Annotated in this window: 16 protein-coding genes; 4 read left to right on the forward strand and 12 right to left on the reverse strand. The window is 48.1% G+C overall.

Annotated features, from left to right (window positions below; genetic code table 11):
• Positions 1-4 precede the first annotated feature (4 nt).
• The 4 genes from nuoC to ACLHR0_RS26650 all read right to left on the reverse strand — a co-directional run bounded on the left by nuoC (position 5) and on the right by ACLHR0_RS26650 (position 3,702).
• Complete coding sequence (nuoC, locus tag ACLHR0_RS26635; RefSeq protein WP_370911348.1) at positions 5-1,750, reverse strand: NADH-quinone oxidoreductase subunit C/D; 1,746 nt, start codon at positions 1,748-1,750, stop codon at positions 5-7.
• A gap of 88 nt (positions 1,751-1,838) precedes the next feature.
• Positions 1,839-2,477 carry an NADH-quinone oxidoreductase subunit B gene (locus ACLHR0_RS26640; RefSeq protein WP_370911347.1) on the reverse strand — a complete coding sequence of 213 codons (639 nt, stop codon included), beginning with the start codon at positions 2,475-2,477 and terminating at the stop codon, positions 1,839-1,841.
• A 45-nt stretch (positions 2,478-2,522) separates the two neighbouring features.
• Complete coding sequence (locus ACLHR0_RS26645) at positions 2,523-3,005, reverse strand: NADH-quinone oxidoreductase subunit A (protein ID WP_370911346.1); 483 nt, start codon at positions 3,003-3,005, stop codon at positions 2,523-2,525.
• Positions 3,006-3,258: 253 nt separating this feature from the next.
• Positions 3,259-3,702: a CBS domain-containing protein gene (locus ACLHR0_RS26650; protein WP_079468123.1), complete on the reverse strand. Its 444-nt coding sequence runs from the start codon at positions 3,700-3,702 to the stop codon at positions 3,259-3,261.
• Between the two features lie 653 nt (positions 3,703-4,355).
• Here ACLHR0_RS26650 and ACLHR0_RS26655 point away from each other — a divergent pair.
• From ACLHR0_RS26655 to ACLHR0_RS26670, 4 genes are all read left to right on the forward strand, one after another.
• Positions 4,356-5,771 (forward strand): sensor histidine kinase, encoded by a 1,416-nt coding sequence (locus ACLHR0_RS26655; RefSeq protein ID WP_436490752.1) that lies wholly within the window; start codon positions 4,356-4,358, stop codon positions 5,769-5,771.
• Positions 5,758-6,447, forward strand: coding sequence for a response regulator transcription factor (locus tag ACLHR0_RS26660; protein ID WP_436490754.1), 690 nt, complete (start codon positions 5,758-5,760; stop codon positions 6,445-6,447). The genes ACLHR0_RS26655 and ACLHR0_RS26660 overlap by 14 nt, the downstream gene beginning before the upstream one ends.
• Positions 6,448-6,528: 81 nt before the next feature.
• Positions 6,529-9,036: an outer membrane beta-barrel protein gene (locus ACLHR0_RS26665; protein WP_436490756.1), complete on the forward strand. Its 2,508-nt coding sequence runs from the start codon at positions 6,529-6,531 to the stop codon at positions 9,034-9,036.
• 25 nt (positions 9,037-9,061) lie between these two features.
• The gene (locus ACLHR0_RS26670; protein ID WP_436490757.1) at positions 9,062-9,685 is read left to right on the forward strand and encodes a GLPGLI family protein; all 624 of its coding nucleotides are present in this window, start codon (positions 9,062-9,064) and stop codon (positions 9,683-9,685) included.
• Positions 9,686-9,738: 53 nt separating this feature from the next.
• Here ACLHR0_RS26670 and ACLHR0_RS26675 read toward each other — a convergent pair whose 3' ends face one another.
• From ACLHR0_RS26675 to ACLHR0_RS26710, 8 genes are all read right to left on the reverse strand, one after another.
• Complete coding sequence (locus tag ACLHR0_RS26675; protein ID WP_436490759.1) at positions 9,739-11,550, reverse strand: glycoside hydrolase family 35 protein; 1,812 nt, start codon at positions 11,548-11,550, stop codon at positions 9,739-9,741.
• Positions 11,551-11,629: 79 nt separating this feature from the next.
• The gene (locus ACLHR0_RS26680; protein WP_436490761.1) at positions 11,630-12,469 is read right to left on the reverse strand and encodes an endonuclease/exonuclease/phosphatase family protein; all 840 of its coding nucleotides are present in this window, start codon (positions 12,467-12,469) and stop codon (positions 11,630-11,632) included.
• Positions 12,470-12,471: 2 nt separating this feature from the next.
• Positions 12,472-13,437, reverse strand: coding sequence for a BT_3987 domain-containing protein (locus ACLHR0_RS26685; protein WP_436490763.1), 966 nt, complete (start codon positions 13,435-13,437; stop codon positions 12,472-12,474).
• Between the two features lie 29 nt (positions 13,438-13,466).
• Positions 13,467-15,257: a RagB/SusD family nutrient uptake outer membrane protein gene (locus ACLHR0_RS26690; protein ID WP_436490764.1), complete on the reverse strand. Its 1,791-nt coding sequence runs from the start codon at positions 15,255-15,257 to the stop codon at positions 13,467-13,469.
• Positions 15,258-15,310: 53 nt separating this feature from the next.
• Positions 15,311-18,658 carry a SusC/RagA family TonB-linked outer membrane protein gene (locus ACLHR0_RS26695; RefSeq protein ID WP_436490766.1) on the reverse strand — a complete coding sequence of 1,116 codons (3,348 nt, stop codon included), beginning with the start codon at positions 18,656-18,658 and terminating at the stop codon, positions 15,311-15,313.
• A gap of 48 nt (positions 18,659-18,706) precedes the next feature.
• Complete coding sequence (locus ACLHR0_RS26700) at positions 18,707-19,651, reverse strand: FecR family protein (RefSeq protein WP_436490767.1); 945 nt, start codon at positions 19,649-19,651, stop codon at positions 18,707-18,709.
• 64 nt (positions 19,652-19,715) lie between these two features.
• On the reverse strand, positions 19,716-20,300 hold the full coding sequence (locus ACLHR0_RS26705; RefSeq protein WP_436490768.1) for an RNA polymerase sigma factor: 585 nt from the start codon (positions 20,298-20,300) through the stop codon (positions 19,716-19,718).
• A 289-nt stretch (positions 20,301-20,589) separates the two neighbouring features.
• Entirely contained in the window at positions 20,590-22,287 is a 1,698-nt protein-coding gene (locus ACLHR0_RS26710; protein ID WP_429046652.1) for a GMC oxidoreductase, read from the reverse strand.
• Positions 22,288-22,351 lie beyond the last annotated feature (64 nt).

Here is a 22,351-nt window from a genome sequence, read left to right on the forward strand (position 1 = left end):
TGTATTATCTGTCAATATCTGCGAGTACATAATCCATTCCTCCGAGTATCGATAACAGGTCGGCCACGGTATATCCGCGGCTGATCAACGGAATCATCTGCATGTGCGGGAAAGAAGGCGTTCGTACCCTGGTGCGGTAAGAAGCGGTGTTGCCATCGCTGATCAGGTAATAGCTGTTCCATCCTTTGGTAGCTTCCGTGCAAACAGCCGCCTCTCCGGCGGGTATTACCGGTCCCCAGCTTACGTTGAGAAAGTGATGGATAAGCGTTTCAATATCCTGCATGGTGCGTGCTTTTACAGGAGGGGTAGCCAGCGGGTGGTGCGACTTGTAATCGCCGGACGGCATGTAGGCCACGCATTGTTCAATAATGCGGAGGCTCTGTCGCATTTCTTCCACCCGTACTACCGCGCGGTCGTAACAATCTCCGTTGTGTGCGACCGGGACCTCGAAAGCAAAATTCTCATAACCACCATATGGCCGCTTCTTGCGCATATCCCACTCCAGGCCGCAGGCGCGGAGTCCGGGGCCGGTTACGCCCCATTCAATGGCTTCTTCCAGTGTATAGATACCGATACCTTTAGTACGGGCTTTAAAGAGATAATTTTTCATGACCATGCTGTCGTACTCTTTCAGCTGTTTGGGAAAATAGCTGATAAAGTTTTTCACCAGCGGCTCCCAGCCGTTGGGCAGGTCCTGGGCAACACCGCCAATACGGAACCAGTTGGGATGCATACGGCCACCGCAAATGGCTTCAATGATTTCAAAGATGCGTTCACGGTCGGTGAACATATAGAACACGGGCGACAGCTGCCCCAGATCCTGTGCAAAGGTTCCATACCACACCAGGTGACTGGCAATGCGGAACAGTTCGCAGAGCATAATGCGGATCACCTGCGCACGTAGCGGCACATCAATGCCGCCCAGCTGCTCCACCGATAACAGGTAAGCCAGGTTATTATTCACGCCGCCGAGATAGTCGATACGATCTGTGTAAGGAATGTAGGTATGCCAGGATTGCCGTTCTCCCATCTTTTCCGCGCCGCGGTGATGGAAGCCGATATCGGGTACGGCGTCCACAATATCTTCGCCGTTGAGCTGGAGGATGATACGCAACACGCCGTGGGTACCCGGGTGTTGCGGACCGATGTTGAGGAACATAAAGTCAGCGTCTTCGCTATGGCTTTTTAAGCCCCATTCTTCGGGTTTAAACCGCAGGGCCTCCTGCTCCCTGTCCTGCTTCTCGTCATAGAGCTTAAAAGGCCCCATTTCAGTAGCGCGTGCCGGGTGCTCCTTCCGGAGCGGATGCCCCTCCCAGGTGGAAGGCATGAGGATGCGTTTGAGTAAGGGGTGACCATTGAACCGGATGCCGAACATATCGTATACCTCGCGTTCGTACCAGTTGGCGGCCGTCCAGATGGGGGTGATGCTTTCCAGCGTTGGGTATTCGCCGTGCAGACCGGCTTTTATTCGCAGGAATTCGTTTCTGTCGAAGGAAAAAAGTGTGTAAACAACGGTAAAGTCATAGGGTTTATGCCCGTTCTGTTGCCGTTTATACGCACGCTCGTCAATGGCCGTGAGGTCATAGAGCATGCGATAAGGCATTTGTATTTCAGATTTAAGAAACTGTAGTACGGCCACAATATGCTCCTGTGGCGTCCAGAAGGTGGGCGTCCCATCCCGTGTAACCTGAGGTTCGAAGGTGATATCACCAAAACGGGAGCTTAATTCCGCTGCAATGCGCTCTGGCATGGCGTATTAAGTTTAGATGGGGGTAAGATAAAATTGTGGTCTTTTTCCGGTTTAATCTTTCATATATCCGTTGATGTTAGTAAGTATTTTATATTTCATCGGGTGTTTTAAAATTTGTCATTTGTTGCCGTTTCTCACGGAGGGTGTCTTTCATGGAAATCTTTTCCGGACGGATAACGCCTTGTTCGCCGATCACCCAACTGAGTGGCCGTTTCTCTTTGCCTACGCTGTCGCGCAGCATAACGAGTCCCGACATAAATGCGTCCGGGCGTGGCGGACAACCGGGTACGTAAACATCTACAGGCAGGAATTTATCTACTCCCTGTACTACGCTGTAGATGTCGTACATACCGCCGGAATTAGCACAGGAGCCCATGGATATTACCCAGCGGGGCTCCATCATCTGCTCATACAAACGTTGAATGACGGGCGCCATTTTTATAAATACGGTGCCTGCGATGATCATGACGTCTGCTTCGCGGGGAGTACCTCTGATTACTTCCGCACCAAACCGGGCCATATCATACTTAGGGGTCATAGCGGTAGCCATTTCTACAAAACAACAGGAAAGGCCGAAATGGAAGGGCCATAGTGAATTTTTCCGTCCCCATGCCAGCAGGCTTTCCACGGAAGTGAGCATTACACTTTGCTGTATCACTTCTTCCATAGAAGTATTGCCGGATATCTTACCCGTTACATCATTTGCGTTGGTCAGCCACCATTTCATATAAAAGTTGATTTACCATGAAATCATAAAATCAACATGCTGTTGCTACGTCAGTGCCTGTGGTGTTGGAGTCTTAATGTCCGTGTATCCGTTAACGTGAGCGGAGGTTTTTTTCCGCATTTTTTTATATGCGCGTAAAATCTTTTTCCCATCGGGCCCGAAGTCCAATGCGCCGTTACGCCATTCGTAAATAAGTACAGCCAGTAATATGAAGATAAAAACGGCAACGCCGAGGAAGCCGGTCCAGCCAACTTCTTCATAGGCAATTGCCCAGGATATGATTAATACCGTTTCAATGTCGAAAATAACGAAGAGCATCGCTACCAGGTAAAACTGGGAAGGGAACCGTAATCGTGCAGAGCCGGTGGAGATGATGCCGGACTCATAAGCCTCTCCGGTGGCGCGGTCTTTATGCCGCTGCCCCAGTACATAAGAAAGCCCCAGTATGATGCTGATAAGTATCACAACGATAGCACCATATGCTAAAAACGGCCAGATAGGGGTGATGTCAGAAACAGCGCTTTTCAAAGTGTTCGCCCTCCCGAGCGATTTACTTAAAAGTCCGTCATGCCTGTCTATCAGTTAAAACCAGTAGTATGCTTTCCAATCTACTGAACATGTCTATTATTGGTAATGCTAGTCTGTAAACCGCCAAATCAAGAGGGAAGACCGGATACGGATCCGGTTTCATAACGTTTCAAGTGCTGCTATACGGTAAAGACTATATGAAACTGAAGTTACAAAAAATACAATGATAAAACAAAAGATTAAAATGCGATACTCAGGTATGCGTACCCGTAATATAGCATTCAAGACTGGTAATGATATGCTGCTGGTCGTCAATAATAAACTTTACCACGTCACCAATAGATATCAAACCCATCAGCCTGTTCTGCTGGTCAACAACCGGGAGGTGACGGATCCTTTTATCTGTCATCAATCCCATACAATCTTCAATGGAATCATCTTCAGTAACCGTAATAGGGCGTTCCGTCATGATTTCCCGGATCAGGGTTTCCTTTGATGCACGCCCCTTCAGGATAACCCGGCGGGCATAATCACGTTCGGAGAAAATTCCCATAAAATGTTCGTCTTCATCAACTACTGTCAATGCTCCCACGTTGTGATCCACAAGGAGTTGAAGCGCTTCAAAAACAGTGTTGTCGGGATTTATGGAGTATACTGCATGACCCTTTACCTGCAGGATATTACGTACCTTTCCCATGGCAAGATATTTAGAATAGTAAATAAATGAAAAACCACCATTTCTAAGTTACCAATTTTCATTGTTAAAAGCAAGGCAGTGAAAATAAATCGTTTGTGTAAATTGTACACAAAGCTCCACGCGGAGGTTGTCTTACTCAGGATTAAACTTATTTCACTGATTACGCTGATTTGATCACTTTGGATTTTAAAGGATTCGGGGAGATATAAGCGAAGAACGCGGATTTTGTCTTACTCAGGATTAAACTTATTTCACTGATTACGCTGATTTGATCACTTTGGATTTTAAAAGATTCGGGGAGATATAAGCGAAAACCGCGGAGGTTGTCTTACTCAGGATTAAACTTATTTCACTGATTACGCTGATTTGATCACTTTGGGATTTTAAAGGATTCGGGGAGATATAAGCGAAAACGCGGATTTTGTCTCACTCAGGATTACGCTGATTTAACTGATTATATTTTTTAAAAGATTCGGGGAGATATAAGCGAGTATATCCGCTTTAATCTCCCCAAATCCTTTAAAATCCCAAAGTGATCAAATCAGCGTAATCAGTGAAATAAGTTTAATCCTGAGTAAGACAACCTCCGCGTTTGTTAATGATTGTTAAAAAAAACGGGATATAAATACGCGGCCATTTATATTTGCCCCGGTATGAAACTTTCGGTTAAAAGAATTGGTCAGCTGGCAGTGCCAGCCGCCACTGTAGCATTGCTCTTTCAGCTGTATTGGCTGAGACAAACCTGGCTTACTGCCCGGCAGTCGTTCCGTACTACTGCGACGGAGTGCCTGCAAAAGGCCTATGATTCAGCCATGATGAGCAACCTGGGTCACATAGGCCGTACCAACGACTCCCTTCAACAAATGAATATATCGTCTTCCATTAACTTTGAAAAACTGGAAGATGATGAAAATGAAACTGTGGAGCAGGCCGCGAAACGCGACAGCATGATCAATACACTCGCCGCCCGGCTGCATCTCGATACCGGTAAATCCCACAGCATACCTGTACCCAATGTGGAATATGCCCAGATGTCCAATATTCTTTCCCGCATGTTTTCATCTTTTGGTTTACAGCTGGTGCATATCGACAGCCTGCAGCACGAATACCGGTTGTTGCTGCATGAAAAAAATATTGATCTGCCGTTCCGACTGTACACCGACTCTACCCTGACCGCAGTAAAGAGTAATCCGAGGCTGCTGCTCATTCACCCTGCATTGAATACCCAAACCAATACCATCGGCGTACTGTTTTCCGGCGAAACCATCTATCTCCTGCAACAAATATTCCCGGCTATCATCGTTTCTTTCTTTATAGGACTGCTGATCATAGGCTGCATATGGACACTCTGGCGCATCATCGTAAAACAAAAGAAACTGGAGCAAATGAAACAGGACTTTATCAGTCATGTTACCCACGAACTGAAAACACCGGTAGCCGTACTACAGGCCACCAACGAAGCGCTGCTCAACTTCGGCGGCAGCAACAGCCCGGAAATGACAACACGGTATCTTCATCTCAATAAAACAGAACTCGACAAACTCCAGGGACTCATCGATCAGATCATGACCATCACCCGGCTGGAACAACAACTGCATCAGCGGCAAACAACCGCCATGCCGTTGGAAGAGAGCCTCAGCAGCATTATTCAGCGATTCGCCTACCAGGACAATGTGCATGTTCAAATAGATAACCAATCAGGACACAACAGTATAGAAACCGATAAACAGGCGTTTGAAATCATCTTCAGCAACCTGCTCGATAACGCCATTAAATACAACAACAAACCACAGAAGCTGATTACATTGACAATAAAAGATAACAGGGACCGTATCCTTATTACGGTAACCGATAACGGCGAAGGCATTTCCAACAGCCATCTGCCCTTTATCTTTGATAAATTTTATCGTGTTACCAGTGGCGATACACAGGATACGAAAGGCCACGGACTTGGGCTCAGTCACGTTAAAGCATTGGCACAGCAACTCCAGGCCACCGTTGAAGTGAACAGCACTCCCGGCACAGGCACTACGTTCACCCTTCAATTTCCGCGCTATGCAAAAAATTAAACTACTGCTGGTAGAAGATGAACTTACCCTGGCAGGCGTAGTGAAGGAAACGCTGGAGCTCAACGGATTTCACATTATGCATGCCGCAAACGGCCAGCAGGGCTGGGACGCCTATCTTTCCTTCCGGCCCCACGCCTGCGTGGTGGATATCATGATGCCCAAAAAAGATGGCATCTCCCTCGTAAAAGATATCCGTAACGTAGACGAACACACGCCGATCATCTTTCTTACTGCCAAAAGCGAAACCTCCGACGTATTACGCGGACTGCAAAGCGGGGCCGACGACTATATCAAGAAACCCTTTAGCATGGAGGAACTGATTCTCCGCGTTAAAACACTCATCAAACGCGCGCATAGCAACCCTTCCCTCAATGCCCCCAAAGGTATTTACCGCATCGGCCAATATGTTTTTGATCATAACCGCCAGGAACTGAAACATGAAACTGCCACCATCCGGCTCTCCCTACGGGAAGCAGATATGCTGCGCATGCTGGCAGAACGTCCTAACACCACCACCCACCGGAAAAGCATGCTGCTGGAATTATGGGGCGATGATAATTTTTTCAACGCCCGCAATATGGATGTATACATCAGCAAACTCCGGAGATACCTGCAACACGACGCCACCGTGCAACTTATCAATGTAAGAGGACAGGGATATAAGCTCGTCTTTTAACAATCATTCACACTATACTCAGGTTCGTTAACGGTTACGTGTACACGATGATCCTACTTTCGTATCGTTCAATTACAAACGATGATACAAAAAGCAGCGATCCTTCTTTGTACCCTGCTGGCAGCAGCGGCCAGCAGCCATGCACAGGCTACCAAACAACTGAAGGAAGTAGTTATAAAAGGTAAAGCAGACATCCGCGCGAAAGGAGATACCCTGGAATATGATGCCGCGCGTTACAAAACAAAAGACAATGCTGTAGTGGAAGAACTGTTGCGCAAACTGCCCGGTGTCCGGGTAGACCGCGCCGGCAACATCATCGCCCAGGGCGAAACTGTACTAAAAGTATTGGTAGACGGAAAAGAATTCTTTGGTAACGACCCCGCCATTGCCACCCGCAACCTCCCGGCCGACATGGTTGCCAAAATCCAGGTGCTGGATAAAAGAAGTGACCAGGCCGCCTTTACCGGTATCGACGATGGCAACAGCACCAAAACCATCAACATCGTTACCAAAAAGGAAATGAAAAAAGGATACTTTGGCAATGCATCAGCGGGTGGAGGAACCCGTGATCGCTATGAAGCCGGGGTGAACATTAACAGCTTTACCGGTGATAAACAGCTCTCCCTTTTATTCAAAGCCAACAACGTAAATAAGTCGGGCTTCAGCGCAGGCGAACTGCTTCGCCTCGCCGGCAGCAACCCCGAAATATTTGACCAGCTTCCCTCCTATGCAATGGCCGAAATCCTTAAAATGAAGGGCGTACAGGCAACAGCAGATAACCCGGAGGAACTGGCGCAGCTCTCCAATCCCACAGGATTAAACAATACCCAATACGGCGGCGTGAACTTTAACAACGACTTCAGCAACAACACCGCCCTGCGCAGCAGCTATTTCTATAACCGGTTCGCATCACGCAATAATTATGATAACCACCGGTTCTATCAACTGCCCGACACCAGTTATCACTACTACCAGCAAGGGCATCAAACAGATATCAATAACAATCACCGCGTAAACGCCAGCATCGATATACCTGTAAATGCACAGAACAGTATTAAAATCTCCCCGCTTTTCAACAGCATCCGCTCTTCCGGTGTCAATCAACTCTCCTACCGCTCGCTGAATGAAGCGCAAACACAATTGCTGAACAACGGCACCCAATACCATCAAAGCAACGCCAGCAGCTGGCAGTCGGCCACCGATATTCTTTTCCGGCACAAATTCCGGCAAGAACGGCACACCTTATCACTCACCGTAACTCCCGCCTGGCTGGAAAACAATAACCAGGTACGAAATATCTCCCTCAACAATATCTATAACATTAAAATACCCCGCACAGATACCATTAATCAACAGCTCCGGATACAGGGCCGTGGCTTTTCGGTAAATAATCAATTCGTATATACCCTGCCGTTATCACGCACACACACGTTGCTGATCAGTGAAAACTTCTTCCACAGCAATACCCGGCAACAACAAACCGCATTCAGCTTTGATCCGGTGCAACAACAATACACATTGCCCGATGAACGCTACCACGACAACTTCTCCACAACCAACACCCGCAGCACACCCGCTCTGGCGGTGTCCGCAAAGTATAAGCGTTTTAGTTACACCGCGGAAGCAGCACTGCAAACCAACTGGCAGCAAAGTAATTCGCGGGTACAGCGCTACCAGGTGAATAACACCTATCATAACCTGCTGCCCCGTATCAACGCCCGGTACCAGTTTTCTCCGGCACGCAAAATCAGCGTCGATTATCAGACCAGCGTTCAGCTACCTGCCATTTCGCAGCTACAGTCCCTCCCCGATATCAGTGATCCGATGTATGTGCGCCAGGGAAACCCTGCCCTGAAACCGGCTATCAGGCGCAGTATACGTGCATCTTATCTTTTCACAAACGCGGATAACGGCAGTTATACCAATATTATGGCGAATGGCAGCATAGTGGCCCGCCAGTTTACTGACTATGCCGTTACAGACAGCAGCGGCAAACAACTGATCACCACTATTAATGCTAACGGATACGCCAACACGAATGTATCATTCCAGCACTTTTTTAAAACAGACGACGAAGGATCAGGTATCACCTATGGCCTGCAGCTGGCTTACAATGCCTATCTATCGCTATTCAACAGCATACAACGCAACAACCGGCAATACAGCGTGACGCCCGATATCAGCTTTAATTACTATCCTGCGGCATTCCTGAATATTTCAGCGCACCTCAACACTGCCTGGAACAACACCACTATGCTGCAAAAACCCTACTGGTTGTTTAACTACGATCTGTCCGCTGTCGCTACGCTTCCCTGGAACATGCAGGCAGAAAGCGAATGGACAGGTTACACCACCTCCGGCCTCAGTAACAACTATAACACCACCGCCCTGTTATGGAATGCTTCCCTCAGCAAAAACATAGGCAAAAAGTATACACTGAAAGTAGCCGCCACCGATTTGCTGCGGCAAAACAAAAATGTGATGCGGATGGTGCGGGGCGGATATACGGAAGATCAGCGGAACAACATGCTGGGGCAGTATTTCATGGCAAGCCTTGTTTACCAGCTCCGCTCTTTCAAAAAAAAGTAATTCATCTCACTAAATATATATTATCATGAAAACAACTTCCATCTTAACATTTGTATTACTGGCCGCTGCTTATATGCCAGCGGCTGCGCAGGACAAAAGCAGCGGAAAAATAAGCTATACGCTTACCATGAACCTGCACGCTAACCTGAAGCCGGAACAAATGCAATACAAAGACATGATTCCCGAAACTGCTACGCAGGACGCGTCATTGTGGTTTAACAAACAGCGTTTCAAAACATTCTATAACGCTAACCAGAAAAAGGAAGGAGACGACGTGGAAGTAAACGTAAACATTCAGTCTGATAACGGGGATGAATTGTATGTGGATCTCGACAGTAAAAAACAATGGGCAAAGAAAAATGGCAAACTGAAAGAAGCGCCGTTAGACATACGTAAAGGCAAAAGCATTGCCACCGGCGCAACAAAGGAAATCCTCGGTTATCCCTGCCAGCAGCTTATCCTCGTTAATAAAAAAGATTCCACCACAATATGGTACACCACTGCCCTGCCGTTACATGCAGGCAGTCCTATTGGCATGTTCACCGACAAAGGCGTGGTACTGGAAATGCAGCACAGGAAAATGAGTTTCATGGCTACCGCGATTGAATTTACGCCCATCAGGGACGAAGAGTTAGCCATCAGCCGTTAAATAAAAAAACGCAGCAGGAGATGATCCCGCTGCGTTTCCTTCTCAAAAAAACATTACAAACTCACTACTCCCTTTACCGGTGCAGCTGTTTCCTGGTGCAAATCAAACACTACAATTTCATTGGCGCCTTTCTTTAGCCATGGAGCAGGACAGTACAGGTTTTTCTGCGGTCCTATTTCCCAGTAGCGGCCAAGATTGTGACCGTTTACCCAAACAATTCCTTTCTTATATCCCGACATATCGATGTAGGTATCACCGGTTTTATCCAGGTTAAAAGTAGCTTTAAAAAACTGGCCGGGTTTAGCAGCGTTACCGGAAGAAGCGCTCAGTTCCTGTACGAATTTTTCCGTCATAGGCAAGCTGTACACTTCCCAGTTCATCAGCGTCATACCGTTCAGGACTACACGATCTGTGATTCCTTTACGGTCAATCAGCGCTTCTGCAAAGTTGATGCGGCCCATGCCTTCTACCAGGATTTCCAGTACGGGATCCTTCACATCGCTTACCGGCAGGTCAATTGTTTTCTCCCCAAGCCTGCGGTCAATTTTCCCGATGTACTTGCCATTGAGAAACACGGTTGCATAGTCGTGCAGGTCTTTTACACTCAGCTTGCCGCTTTTATGCCCTATCAGCGTGGTTTTATACACCATAAAGCCATAGTCCTGCCCATAAGCTTCAAATGGCTTTGGCTGCGGGGATTTAACCGGCTGTGGTAAATGATCCCATACCGAAGTGAATGGGGTAAGATTAAATTCAGGAATTGTAATGGCCGGAACAGGCTTTGGTATGGCAGGTAATTTTTTGCCCTTCGGGAGATAAGAACCGATCAGCTGACGCAATGCCTGGTATTTAGGCGTCGCATTTCCCTGCTCATTGATAGGCGCATCATAGTCGTAGCTGGTTACATCGGGTTCATAGCCCTTTCCGCCGGAATTTGCGCCGGCAGTATAGCCGAAGTTGGTACCGCCATGAATCACATACAGGTTGAATGAGCGTTTGGTATCCATCAGGAATTTCACTTCCTTCGAAATGCCGTCTATGCCCGGCCGTTGCCATTGTTCGCCCCAGTGGGTTAACCAACCCGGGTAAGATTCGCTGCTGAAGGCGGGTACATTGGGGTTTTGTTTTTTGGCGGCGGCGAAATCAGCTTCCGATCCGCCGGAGTCCAGCCCGATGGCAGCGCCTTCCACGCCTCCTGCTTCCAGCATATAGGCGGTAGCGCCATCGGCCGTGTAGAATGGAACATTGATGCCATTCTTTACCCACATATCTTTCAGCGTATTTAAATATTCTTTATCGTTACCATAACTGCCGTATTCATTTTCAATCTGCACCATTACTACCGGTCCGCCGTTAGTTACCAGCAACGGCTTTATTTCTGCCGCCAAACGATCTACATAGGTGGATACCGCGGCTATATAGCGCGGATCCATACAGCGCACCTTTATATCCGGTGTTTGCAGGAGGTAAGGAGGCAAACCACCAAATTCCCATTCTGCACACACATAGGGACCGGGGCGCAGTAATACCCACATGCCTTCTTCCTGGGCTATTTTAATAAATTCCGCAATGTTGTGATTACCGGTACTGAAATCAAACTGGCCTTTCACCGGTTCGTGATAGTTCCAGAACACATATGCCGCAATGGTATTACAACCCATTGCCTTCGCCATCTGAATGCGGTGACGCCAGTATTCGTGTGGTATACGGGTCGGGTGCATCTCTCCGCTGATCATCTGGAAGGGTTTGCCATCCAGCATAAAATCAGTTTTACTTAATGCAAAAGAATGTTTGTTTTGCGCCTGCACTGCCTGCCCCATCCAACAGGATAGCGCCAGCATGCCGCTTAGGATTACTTTCTTCATTGTTCAAATAAGTTGCAGATAAGCGTACAAAATACACCAAAATATTTGATTGGAAATATTTTTTATAAGACGCCTGGCTTTACTCCTGAACACTGATATCCGCTACTATGGCCCGGTGGTCTGATACATACACTTTCAACACCTCGTCATAACCGCCGATATTATTATACCGGGTTACTGAGAAGCGGTTTACCGGGGTGGTCATGATGTAATCAATGGTGCGATCCGGCTTATCTGAAGGAAAAGTAAGCGGGCATTGCTGGAGGCAGCCCAGGTTCATGAAACTCCGCATAATGCCTATGGTCTGCGATGCGGGAATAGCATTAAAATCCCCGCCCAATATCAATGGCTTCCCCAGTTCCGTTACTGCCTTTTTTAACTCCGCTGCCTGTAATAAACGGCTGTCTTCCTGCGCCAGGTGGTCGAGATGAGTGGATGCAAAATAAAATTCCCGGCCGTCTTTTTTCACGCGGATCATAGCCATTGTCCGGAACTCGCCACCTATATCCGGCGCCACCGGCAAGGCATAGCGTTTCCGTTCAAGAATGGGTAACCGCGAAAGCACGGCATCGCCATACTGCCCTCCGGTTACATCCATTGCTTTTGTAAAGTACCAGTCCATTCCTGTGAGCTTTGCCAGTTCTGCTGCCTGGTGAACGTTCACACCGGTACGACGGGTATACACATCTACCTCCTGCAGTGCCACCAGGTCCGGCTTTTCCTGGTTGATCACTTTAGCCAGGGCCTCCAGGTTGGCCGGCGGACCGGTAGAAGCCCGGGCGCCGTAAATGTTATAAGTCATCACTCTTACCATTGTTTTCGGACGCGCCGGTTCTTCCGGTGAAGTATTTGCTGTTTCCCGCTTGCCACAGGACAACAGGCAGCTGGTTAAGCCTATCAACCAAAATATGTTCCTCATCATCAGAAGGCGTTGATCTCTGCAATATGCGTCAGGTAGATGTCTCCCTGGCTGGTGTTCACCGTCAGTTTCACAAACCTGGCCTGCTGCGCATACGCCAGGTAAACGGTGCTTACTTTATCATTAGCCAGTGTGAATGATTCAGTATAGTTCCAGGTGGCGCCGTCGCGGCTCAACTCCACGATAATATTTTTGGGGTTGCCGGTAGCCTTTACCTCCCCGGTATTTTTATCTGTCCGGCCGGTAATACTGATACCGTGTATCTTTTGTTCCACCTGTGTATCAATGGTAATATAATGCGGAGGGCCGGGCTTCGACGCTTTCCACCGGGTGCTCCAAAACGTGGCAGTATCACCGTCCAGCGAGTGGATAGCATGGCCGTTGGTGGCCCCTTCGCCGGTGGTTTCCTCCGATGAGAAGCCGGTAATATTCCAGTTGCTGCGATCCAGCATAGGAAACGGATTGGCAGCATAACGCCCGCTGATCAGGAAGTAAGCAGTGCGTAGCTTCTCATTTACTTTCATGCTGGTTTCAATAGTCACCGGCAACAGGTAGCTGCCTACGCCATCCAGTTTATCCATATGCACCACCAGGTTTAACGGCGCCGTGCTGAATCTCCCTGCCGGGATTGTGGCGGAAGACTGTTCCAGCTCATAGCTTCCCTCGGGTAATACCGGGTAACTGGTAAAGTTGTTAGTGTTGAAATGATCTGTCAGCGAAGCATCTACTTTGAATTTTACATTTATATCAGATGCCGGTGAATGCGGCCCGCCATAACAGGCGCCATAAACAATACTGTCGCCCTTTCCGGATATTTCAAATGAATACACTGCGGGAGCAATAACTGCCTGTGGCATGTACACAACAGCGGTGCTGTCGGATATATTTTCCAGTTCGGCACTGTTGTTCCGGCAACCGCTCCAGGCAGTGGCCGCAGCAAGCGATAATATCAATAATTTTATCTTCATTTTTCTAATATTGATCATCAGGAAATAATTTACCAGCCTGGATTTTGTACCAGCTTTCTGTCACGGTCTATTTCCGATTGAGGAATAGGGAACAGGTAATAATTCTTCAGGAAAACCCTCCGCTCAAATATGGTTCTTTGATAAAAAACCTGGTCGGTAAGTTTGGTACCTGCGTCTACGTTCATGCCGTAGAAGTTTCCGCCATCGGTTTGTTCAGCGATCTTCCAGCGGCGGGTATCGAAGTAACGAAGGCTTTCCAATGCCAGTTCCACTCTCCTTTCATGCCTGATCTTTGCGCGCATGGCGGCTTGCCCCAGCCCACCTGCAACATCAGGTACGCCGGCCCTGTTACGGATTTCGTTCAGGTATTTAAGGATATCCGGGTTACCAGGCTCGTACTCGTTCAATGCTTCGATATAGTTCAGTAATATTTCCGCATAACGAATCAGTATAAAAGGCCTGGCCACATACTGGGTGATCCTGGGATTACTGTCGGGATGCACGTTTTTCCGGGCGATGTAGCCGGTACGCGGAAAGTCCCACGATCCTTTCTTACCAGTATTGCCGGTGAAGAAAGTTTCAATCACTTTATTGCCTTCGCTTTTATTGATCCAGAGACTGCCATTGTAACTAACATTTACATAAAACCGGGGTTCCCTGTTTACATACATGTTATAGGTACCGGCAGTTGTATATTTAGTAGCAGTAGAAGAAAAACCGGTTTCTTTATAACCCGATCCGGATTCATAGATCCCTTTTCCATTTTCCATTTCAAATTCATCTACCAGTTGCTGCGTAACAGCCACCGCGGCGTATCCGCTGGCTAAACGGGGTGTTACGGAACGTTCCCAGTCTTTCAGCCCGTTAGAAGTCCTGGTGAAAATCACTTCCGAATTCCAGGGATCCAGGAATACATCGCGGGTAGAGAGGTAAGGATCAAAGTTTCCGCTGGTATCATTCTTACGGTACAGGGAGAAACTGAAACCGGTCATTACATCTTTGGCGGCATCGGCAGCACGTTTCCATTTTTCACGATCATATTGCGCGCTTACCAGCTGTTTGCCATCCAGGTTGCGGAAGCCGGCGTAGTCGGGGTTACCGTTGAACTGCGGACTTGCCGCCAGTAACAGCACCCTGCTTTTAAAAGCCTTGCATGCGGCCTGTGTGGCGCGGCCATAATCATTTTCGCCCTGTGCGGTAAAATGTTTGGGAAGTTTCTGCGCGGCGAGGTCCAGCTCTGATACAATGTAGTTAACACATTCGTCGTACGAATTCCGTGGCTTCTGCATCTCTTCATCGGTAGGCGCCAGGTCGCCCGCAACCGGGATATCCCCCAGGATAATAGCGGGGCCATATTGACGGATAATACCGTAATAAAAGAACGCCCGCAGGAAACGCGCCTCGGCTTTATATTGGTCAATAAGATCCTGGCCGTTAGGCAGCGCCAGTATCTCTTTATTCCCATCAATATGCTGCATAAAATAAGTAGCCGAACGGATACCCTGGTAGAATTTAGTCCAGTTGTTCATGTAATCGGATGCCGCACTCCAGTTACCCAGGTTCATGGGATAGGTGTTATAACCGGAACCGGGCCGGTCGTACGTAATATCTGCATCGTCTGAACATCCTTCCCAGGCGCAGGTATTGCGGTAGGCTTCATTGGGGATGGTAACGTAGATGTTAGCGAGGTATTCTTCAGAATATCTTCTTCTGTTAAATACCTGCTCAATGGTGATACGGTCGCTGGGAACCTGGTCAAGGAAGTTACTGTTACAGGAAGCCGTTTGTAAAGAAACGCCGACCAGTAAAATGTGAACCATCTTTTTTATTTTCATCCGGAGAGAATTATAATGTTTAGGAATGATCGTTGTTATCAGAAGTTGACGGCAACGCCGGCAGAATATGATTTAGTACTTGAATAAGAGGCGCCTCTTCCATTGCCTACTTCTACATCCCAGAGCTTAAACGGTGAGAAAGTGAGGATGTTTACCCCTTGCAGGAAGATGTTGGCGGATTTAAGTTTCGCGCGTTTCATCCAGGCAGCGGGCAGGTTGTAACTTAGCTGTAAAGTCTTTAACCGGATATAGTCGCTGTTCTTTATCCACCAGGTGCTGGCGGCGTAGTTATCATTCAGTGAACCTGCCATCAGGCGGGGATAAAAAACATCCTGGCGTGGATTTTCTTCGGTCCACCGGTCGTTGATATTGCTGAATAAATTTCCGCGGCTCAGTCCCTGCTGGAAAGGCATGGTGCCTTCACCGTTCAGCAGTACATCCACATGAGCGGCGCCCTGGAAAAGGGCCGACAGCCCAAACGCTTTGTAGCCGAGTGTAAAACCGAAGCCATATACCATTTCAGGAACATCGCCATATCCGATGGGCGCCTGATCATAGGAATCGATCACGCCGTCGCCGTTGATGTCTTTGTATTTAATATCGCCGGCCCGCACATCGCCTGTTTGCCTGGGTGAGTTCTGTACTTCCTTATCGCTTTCAAAAAGTCCGAGTGCGATGTACCCGAACCGCTGTCCTACGCGCAGCCCTTTGCGGTCCAGCCAGGGATACTTCCAGCTGGGATCATCATTCTCCACTACTTTATTCCTGTTATAGGTAAAATTGCCCAGCAGCTGCAGCGTGAAGTCGCCGAAGCGGCGGTTATAAGTGACGGATGCATCTATTCCTTTGTTATCAATAATACCCACATTACCAAACGGTGCGTTGATCATCCCTATATAACCCGGTAACGATTTCCGGCGCAGGAAAATGCCGCTGCGGTATTCCCGGAAAAGATCCACCTGCAACGTGAGATTATCATGCAGTAGCCCGATATCAAAGCCCAGGTTGGTTTTGCGGGAGGTTTCCCATTGTACATCCACGGCATATTCACCGATTTCCTTACCGGTAAATTTCTGGTTGATGTTCTTTCCAAAATAATAATCGCTGGTATTAGCTACGGTTGCCAGGTAGGCAAATCTTCTGCCGTCGATGTTGCTATTGCCTACGATACCATGCGAAAAGCGGATCTTAAAAAGTGATACTGTATTTTTAATACCGGAGAAGAAATTCTCTTCAGATACTACCCAGCCCAGGCCTGCGGAAGGAAAAAGGCCATAACGCTGATCGGGGTAAAAGTTTTCCGATCCGTTATAACCAAAATTTACTTCTGCAAAATACCGGTTGCGGAAACCGTAGGTGAAACGCCCTGCCAATCCCTGGAACCGGTAAGGCAATGATGTTTCCAGGTCGGCCGCATAGGTATTGGCTTTGTCGCTGCGGTTGTAGAGCAACATGCCGGATACATCGTGCTTACCAAAACTCCTGTTATAGTTGAGTCCAAATTCAGAATAGAAGGTGCGTTCGCCCTGGTTACTTTTTGTATACTGGAGAAACTCTGTACCAATGGCCACCTGGTCAAACATCAGGTTACCATCGGCATCGCGGCCCGTGGCCAGCCAGGTGTCCGGTATTTTCGTATAGCGGTTGCTGGTATAGTTATAGGCATCAAATGAAAACATACCCGTTACAGATAATCCTTTGGTGAGGAAGGGCAGCTCCTGCGTGAGGCGCAGATTGGAGTATACCTGGCTTCTCCACTGGTTGGCATAACCACCCTGGGTAAGGCTTGCCCAGGGATTCGACAAACCGCCGGAACGCACGTCTGCCACTTTACCATCCGGGTAACGGGTTGGAATCTGCACCGGCGTCATAAAATATGCATCCGTAAAAATATCGGATACGCCGGTAGTGGGCAGGTTTACATTACTCAGGTAACCTTGTATGCCTAGCTTAACAGTAGTAGTGGCGGAAGGCTTCAGGGTGATATTGGAAGTAACGTTATACCGTTTCAGAAAAATAGAGGAATTGTATTTGGTGAGTTCATCTGTTTTATACATTCCCAGCTCATCGTAGTAACCAAGTCCGATATAGTATACCGCTTTTTCTGAACCGCCGCTGATATTGGCGTTCGCATTTCGTACTTTCCCATTGTTGCGGAAAAGTTCTTTAAACCAGTCCACATTAGGATACAGGTAAGGATCACTGCCATCGGCGGTTTTCCGGATAGCCTCGTCAGAATACACCGGCGCGCTGCCACGGGTGGTCAGCGCTTCGTTTGATAATTTCATATAGGTAGGGCCGTCTGCAAACGAAGGCAATTTGGTAAACTGGGTGATGCCTTCTGTATAACGCAGGTTATAGGCGGGCTTACCGGGCTTACCTCCTTTGGTGGTGATCAATATAACGCCGTTGGCGCCGCGCACGCCGTATACTGCGGTAGCGGAAGCATCTTTGAGTACAGAAAAACTTTCAATGTCTTCAGGGTCTACATTGGAAATACTCCTGGGCACACCGTCCACCAATGTGAGCGGTGCGCTGAAGCCCTGCGTAAAAGTGGAAATGCCGCGGATGTAAATATTGGCATCGTTGTAACCTAATTCCCCGCTGCGTTGTACGGATACCATTCCTGCTACGCGGCCTCCGAGCGACTGTGTAAGGTTGGATACCGGCTGTTTCAGTTCCTTGGGGGTGATAGTAGCCTGCGCACCTACCAGGCTGATTTTTTTCTGCTCACCAAAACCCACTACCACTACTTCTTCCAGCGCGGAAGACGCTTCCTCCAACACTACGTCTATTTTATTTTTCCGCTGTACCGGAATTTCCTGTTTACGGAATCCCATCAAACTAAAAACCAGCACTGCGTTATCATCTACCGATAAAATAAATTTTCCGTTGCCGTCGGTACCGGTGCCCAGGCGGGTGCCTTTGATGGCAACGGTTACGCCTACCATCGGCTGACCCGTAGAATCCACCACTACGCCGGTGACTTCCCTTTTGCCTCCGGCAGCAATATTAACAACAGGAGGTACTTCTTTTGTAGCTACTGAAATATTCTGACCGGAAGTTCTGAACTGCAAACCGGTACGGCCTTCCAGGTCCTGTAACAGTTTGGCAACCGCCATATTTTTATAGTTCACGGTTAACTTCTTTCCAAAAGCTTCCAGTGACTTATCGTACAGGAAACGGAAAGTGGTTTGTTTTTCAATGGCGCGAAAGAGGGTGGTCACCGTGGCATCTTTCAGCTGGATGGTGACTGTTTTTGTTTGGGGGTCCTGTTCCTGTGCGTGCAGCGGCGCCATATAAACGGCTGCCGCCAGGAATGAGCACAGAGCGACCCTCGCGGCCTTTTTCAGGCCGCGTGAAGCGGATAATAAAATTAGGATCATACGTTAGGTTTTGTTAGCGTAGTATGTATTAAAACAGGATTAAGCGGTTTATTTTTTATCTATACGGATTATATTTCCCTGGCGATGATATTGCAGATGATAAATAAAACAGATGGATTCCAGCACAGAGTCCAGCGAAGTGTTTGCCTGTTGCCCGGACAATACATGCCGCCCCATTTCCGGTGTGCCCAGCACAATACTAACACTGTACCATCTTTCCAGCACGGTAGTAACTTCCTTCAATGTAAGATTGTCCATCGTGATAATACCCTCCTGCCAGGAGTTCATTTTATGCGGCTCTTCCCTGAACCTCGTAAATCCGTTGCTGGCGCTGTCGTAACTTACTTTGCTGCCTTGTTCCAATATGGCTTGTTGTCCTTCAGCAGCCATTACTTTTACTTTCCCCGTGGCAACGCCCACCACCAGCTTTTCGCCGGGGTAATGCTTCACATTAAAAGAGGTTCCCAATACCTGCGTTTGTACCTGCCCGGTGCGTACTATAAAAGGAGCCAGCCGGTCGGGATGTATCTCAAAAAAAGCTTCGCCGTTCAGCATTACCTCCCTGGATGTGCCGGCATATGCTTCGCTGTAACGGATCACCGACCGGGCGTTTAATATTACCGTAGAACTATCGGGAAGCATTATACGTTTTATTTCTCCGTCGCCTGCAGCAATGGTGGTATATGACGGCTGATGACGGGGCCATAGTAATATCAGGCCCAGCAACACCAGCAGCATGGCGGCATAGGGCAACCAGCGGCGGAATTGACCGCCCCGGATATTTCTTTGCAGCGCCGTGTTCACTACTTTATTTTTCAATCCGGCAGACAGTGGTTGCGGCTCGTTTTGAAACCATTCTTCAGGCGGCATCAGATCGCCGGGGTTGTTTTCTTCGAGCAACTGTAAAAGCAACCGGAGCTCCTCCCGGCTGGCAGTATTATGTTGTACTTTTTCTATCAGCTCCTGTAACAGGCCGGCATCAGGTTTCATCATATACAGTTCACTTCTACCTATATATACACTAAAAAAAAGGAGGCTACTTAGTGGAAGAAAAAAATTATTTCAGGAAGAATAATATCAGCAGCAAAATATAGGAATCTTTCAGCTCAGCTTTTATTACTTTCAGACTGCTGTGGATGTGCGCTTCTACAGTACGTATGGAGATACCCAGTTTATCGGCAATTTCGCGGTGCGATAATCCTTCTTCCCTGCTCATACGGAACACAGCCCGCTGCTTGTCGCCCAGCGAGTCCAGCACGCCCTGGTATTGCTTGTACAGCTCATTATAATCCAGCCGGTGTAAAATACTGTCGGCCGGCTGCAACAAAGCATGCTCCGGATCTGTGGTCATTAGCCGGCGGCTGACTTTATTGCGGATAAAATTCAGGATATGATTTCTTGCGATCGTGAATAGTAATACCTGTATATCAGCAGTCTCATCCAGCTTTGCGCGGAAATGCCAGAGTTTGAGGAAAATGTCCAGCAGTAATTCTTCTGCATCTTCCTCAATACCCACCTTTTTCCTGCAATAGCCTAAAACGCGCGGGCCCAGCAGATCCAGTAAAGAACGCAGTGCTTCTTCGTCGCCTTCACGGAAACGGCGCAACAGGAAAGGTGAAATAAGAATAGTTGTATTGTCCATGCAGGAGACAAAATTAATAAGCCATTGTTAACGTAAGGTTATGATATGATTAACAGCGTGCAGTCTATAATTTTCATTGTTCGTCTGGTGGAATTTTACGTCCATCAATATTAATAAAAATAATCTTGTGGAGAAAGAAATTCCGGTGATCTCTTTTATTAAAATATACCGCTCAGTGGCCGGTTGCTAATTACTACTCCGGGGATTGTTCGGGGTCAACGGTAATCTTTGCAGTATGCCTGCTAAAAACAAAAGGGAAACCAGTAAGCTGGTTTCCCTTTTGCGTTGTTTAGATATTTCCTTTCTTCAGTTCCTTAACGGCATGATCACATGCCCGCGCAGTAAGCGCCATATAAGTAATGGAAGGATTCACACAGGAGGAAGACGTCATACAGGCGCCATCTGTTACATATACATTTTTAGCGGCGTGTACCTGGTTAAAACCATTCAGTACAGATGTTTTGGGATCTTTACCCATGCGGGCGGTTCCCATTTCATGAATGCAATGTCCCGGAGGAGGCGCACCGTCGTAGCCATGCACATTTTTCAATCCTGCTGCTTCCAGCATTTCTATTGCACTGGCCTGCATATCCTTGCGCATGGCCATCTCATTGCCTTTAAATTCGCAGTCGATATCAAGTGTAGGCAATCCGTATTTGTCTTTCTTATTTTTATTCAGCACTACTTTATTTTCAAAATAAGGCAGGTGCTCACCCCAGGAACCTATGCCCATGCTCCATTTGCCAGGTTCACCCTGGGCTTCTTTCAACTGAACGCCGATACCCTCCATGCTGGTGCCACGGCCCCTTCCTGCGCCGCCCTGGTAGCCAAAGCCACGCACATAGTCTTTTTGCATGGTGTTGGCGTTGGTGTTACGGAAACGGGGAATATAAATGCCGTTGGGTCTGCGGCCACTGCTGTAATACTGGTCTTCAAAACCTTCATAATCGCCGCCGGCGCCTACGCCATAATGATGATCCATGAGGTTATGCCCCAGTTGTCCGCTGTCGTTGCCAAATCCATCCGGGAACCGGTCTGACACCGAATTGAGCATGATCCAGCTGGTACCTAATGTGGAACCGTTCAGGAAAATGATATCAGCATAGTATTCTACCGTTTTCAGGGTATGGGAATCCATCACTCTTACACCGGTAGCTTTACTTTTATCTTTATCATATAATACTTCCAGTACAATGGAATCCGGGCGCAGGGTCATATTACCTGTTTTGGCGGCAGCAGGCAGGGTAACGCCGTTGCTGCTGAAGTAACCGGTAAACGGACATCCGCGGGCGCACAGGTTACGGTACTGGCACGGACCACGGTCCTTTAATCCTTTTGTGAGATGCGCCACGCGGCCTATGGTCAGGATACGGTCGTTATACTTTTCTTTGACGCGTGCCGCAACATGCTTCTCCAGGCAGTTCATTTCCATTGGCGGCAGGAAAACGCCGTCGGGCAGCTGTGGCAGGCCTTCCGCCTGGCCGCTTACGCCGATATATTCTTCCACATATTTGTACCAGGGGGCAATATCTTTGTAGCGGATTGGCCAGTCAACACCATGACCATCTTTCGCGTTGGCTTCAAAGTCCAGGTCGCTCCAGCGGTACACCTGCCGGCCCCACATGAGGGATCGGCCGCCTACCTGGTATCCACGCAGCCAGTTGAAGGGCTTTATTTCGTTATAGGGATTCTCTATATCATTTACCCAAAACTGCTGCGTGCCTTCATCAAAAGCATAGCAACGGCTCTGGATGGGATGCTTCTCCCGCATTTCATTGGAGGTATTGAGATGATGAGCAAATTCCCAGGGCGCTTTCATTGCGGTAGTGTAGTCCTTGATGTGCTCTACATTGCGGCCTCTTTCCAATACCAGCGTTTTCAGTCCTTTTTCACTGAGTTCTTTGGCAGCCCATCCGCCGCTGATACCGGAGCCCACTACGATGGCATCATACGTATTTTCCTTCTCTGCCTTTATATTCAGGTTCATATCGTTGTGTTTAAAGCCGCAAGCGGCCAGGAATGAGCTTCTGAAAAGCTATCCCTGACCGCTA

The sequence above is a fragment of the Chitinophaga sp. ARDCPP14 genome (assembly GCF_051362515.1).
GTDB lineage: Bacteria > Bacteroidota > Bacteroidia > Chitinophagales > Chitinophagaceae > Chitinophaga.

Excerpts from the sequence above, each read along its gene's own strand:
- ACLHR0_RS26655 (WP_436490752.1), top strand. The coding sequence starts at position 4,356 with ATGAAACTTTCGGTTAAAAGAATTGGTCAGCTGGCAGTGCCAGCCGCC.
- ACLHR0_RS26695 (WP_436490766.1), bottom strand. The coding sequence starts at position 18,658 with ATGATCCTAATTTTATTATCCGCTTCACGCGGCCTGAAAAAGGCCGCG.
- ACLHR0_RS26675 (WP_436490759.1), bottom strand. The coding sequence starts at position 11,550 with ATGAAGAAAGTAATCCTAAGCGGCATGCTGGCGCTATCCTGTTGGATG.
- ACLHR0_RS26665 (WP_436490756.1), top strand. The coding sequence starts at position 6,529 with ATGATACAAAAAGCAGCGATCCTTCTTTGTACCCTGCTGGCAGCAGCG.
- ACLHR0_RS26660 (WP_436490754.1), top strand. The coding sequence starts at position 5,758 with ATGCAAAAAATTAAACTACTGCTGGTAGAAGATGAACTTACCCTGGCA.
- ACLHR0_RS26670 (WP_436490757.1), top strand. The coding sequence starts at position 9,062 with ATGAAAACAACTTCCATCTTAACATTTGTATTACTGGCCGCTGCTTAT.
- ACLHR0_RS26690 (WP_436490764.1), bottom strand. The coding sequence starts at position 15,257 with ATGGTTCACATTTTACTGGTCGGCGTTTCTTTACAAACGGCTTCCTGT.
- ACLHR0_RS26650 (WP_079468123.1), bottom strand. The coding sequence starts at position 3,702 with ATGGGAAAGGTACGTAATATCCTGCAGGTAAAGGGTCATGCAGTATAC.
- ACLHR0_RS26680 (WP_436490761.1), bottom strand. The coding sequence starts at position 12,469 with ATGAGGAACATATTTTGGTTGATAGGCTTAACCAGCTGCCTGTTGTCC.
- ACLHR0_RS26705 (WP_436490768.1), bottom strand. The coding sequence starts at position 20,300 with ATGGACAATACAACTATTCTTATTTCACCTTTCCTGTTGCGCCGTTTC.
- ACLHR0_RS26685 (WP_436490763.1), bottom strand. The coding sequence starts at position 13,437 with ATGAAGATAAAATTATTGATATTATCGCTTGCTGCGGCCACTGCCTGG.
- ACLHR0_RS26710 (WP_429046652.1), bottom strand. The coding sequence starts at position 22,287 with ATGAACCTGAATATAAAGGCAGAGAAGGAAAATACGTATGATGCCATC.
- ACLHR0_RS26700 (WP_436490767.1), bottom strand. The coding sequence starts at position 19,651 with ATGATGAAACCTGATGCCGGCCTGTTACAGGAGCTGATAGAAAAAGTA.
- ACLHR0_RS26640 (WP_370911347.1), bottom strand. The coding sequence starts at position 2,477 with ATGAAATGGTGGCTGACCAACGCAAATGATGTAACGGGTAAGATATCC.
- nuoC (WP_370911348.1), bottom strand. The coding sequence starts at position 1,750 with ATGCCAGAGCGCATTGCAGCGGAATTAAGCTCCCGTTTTGGTGATATC.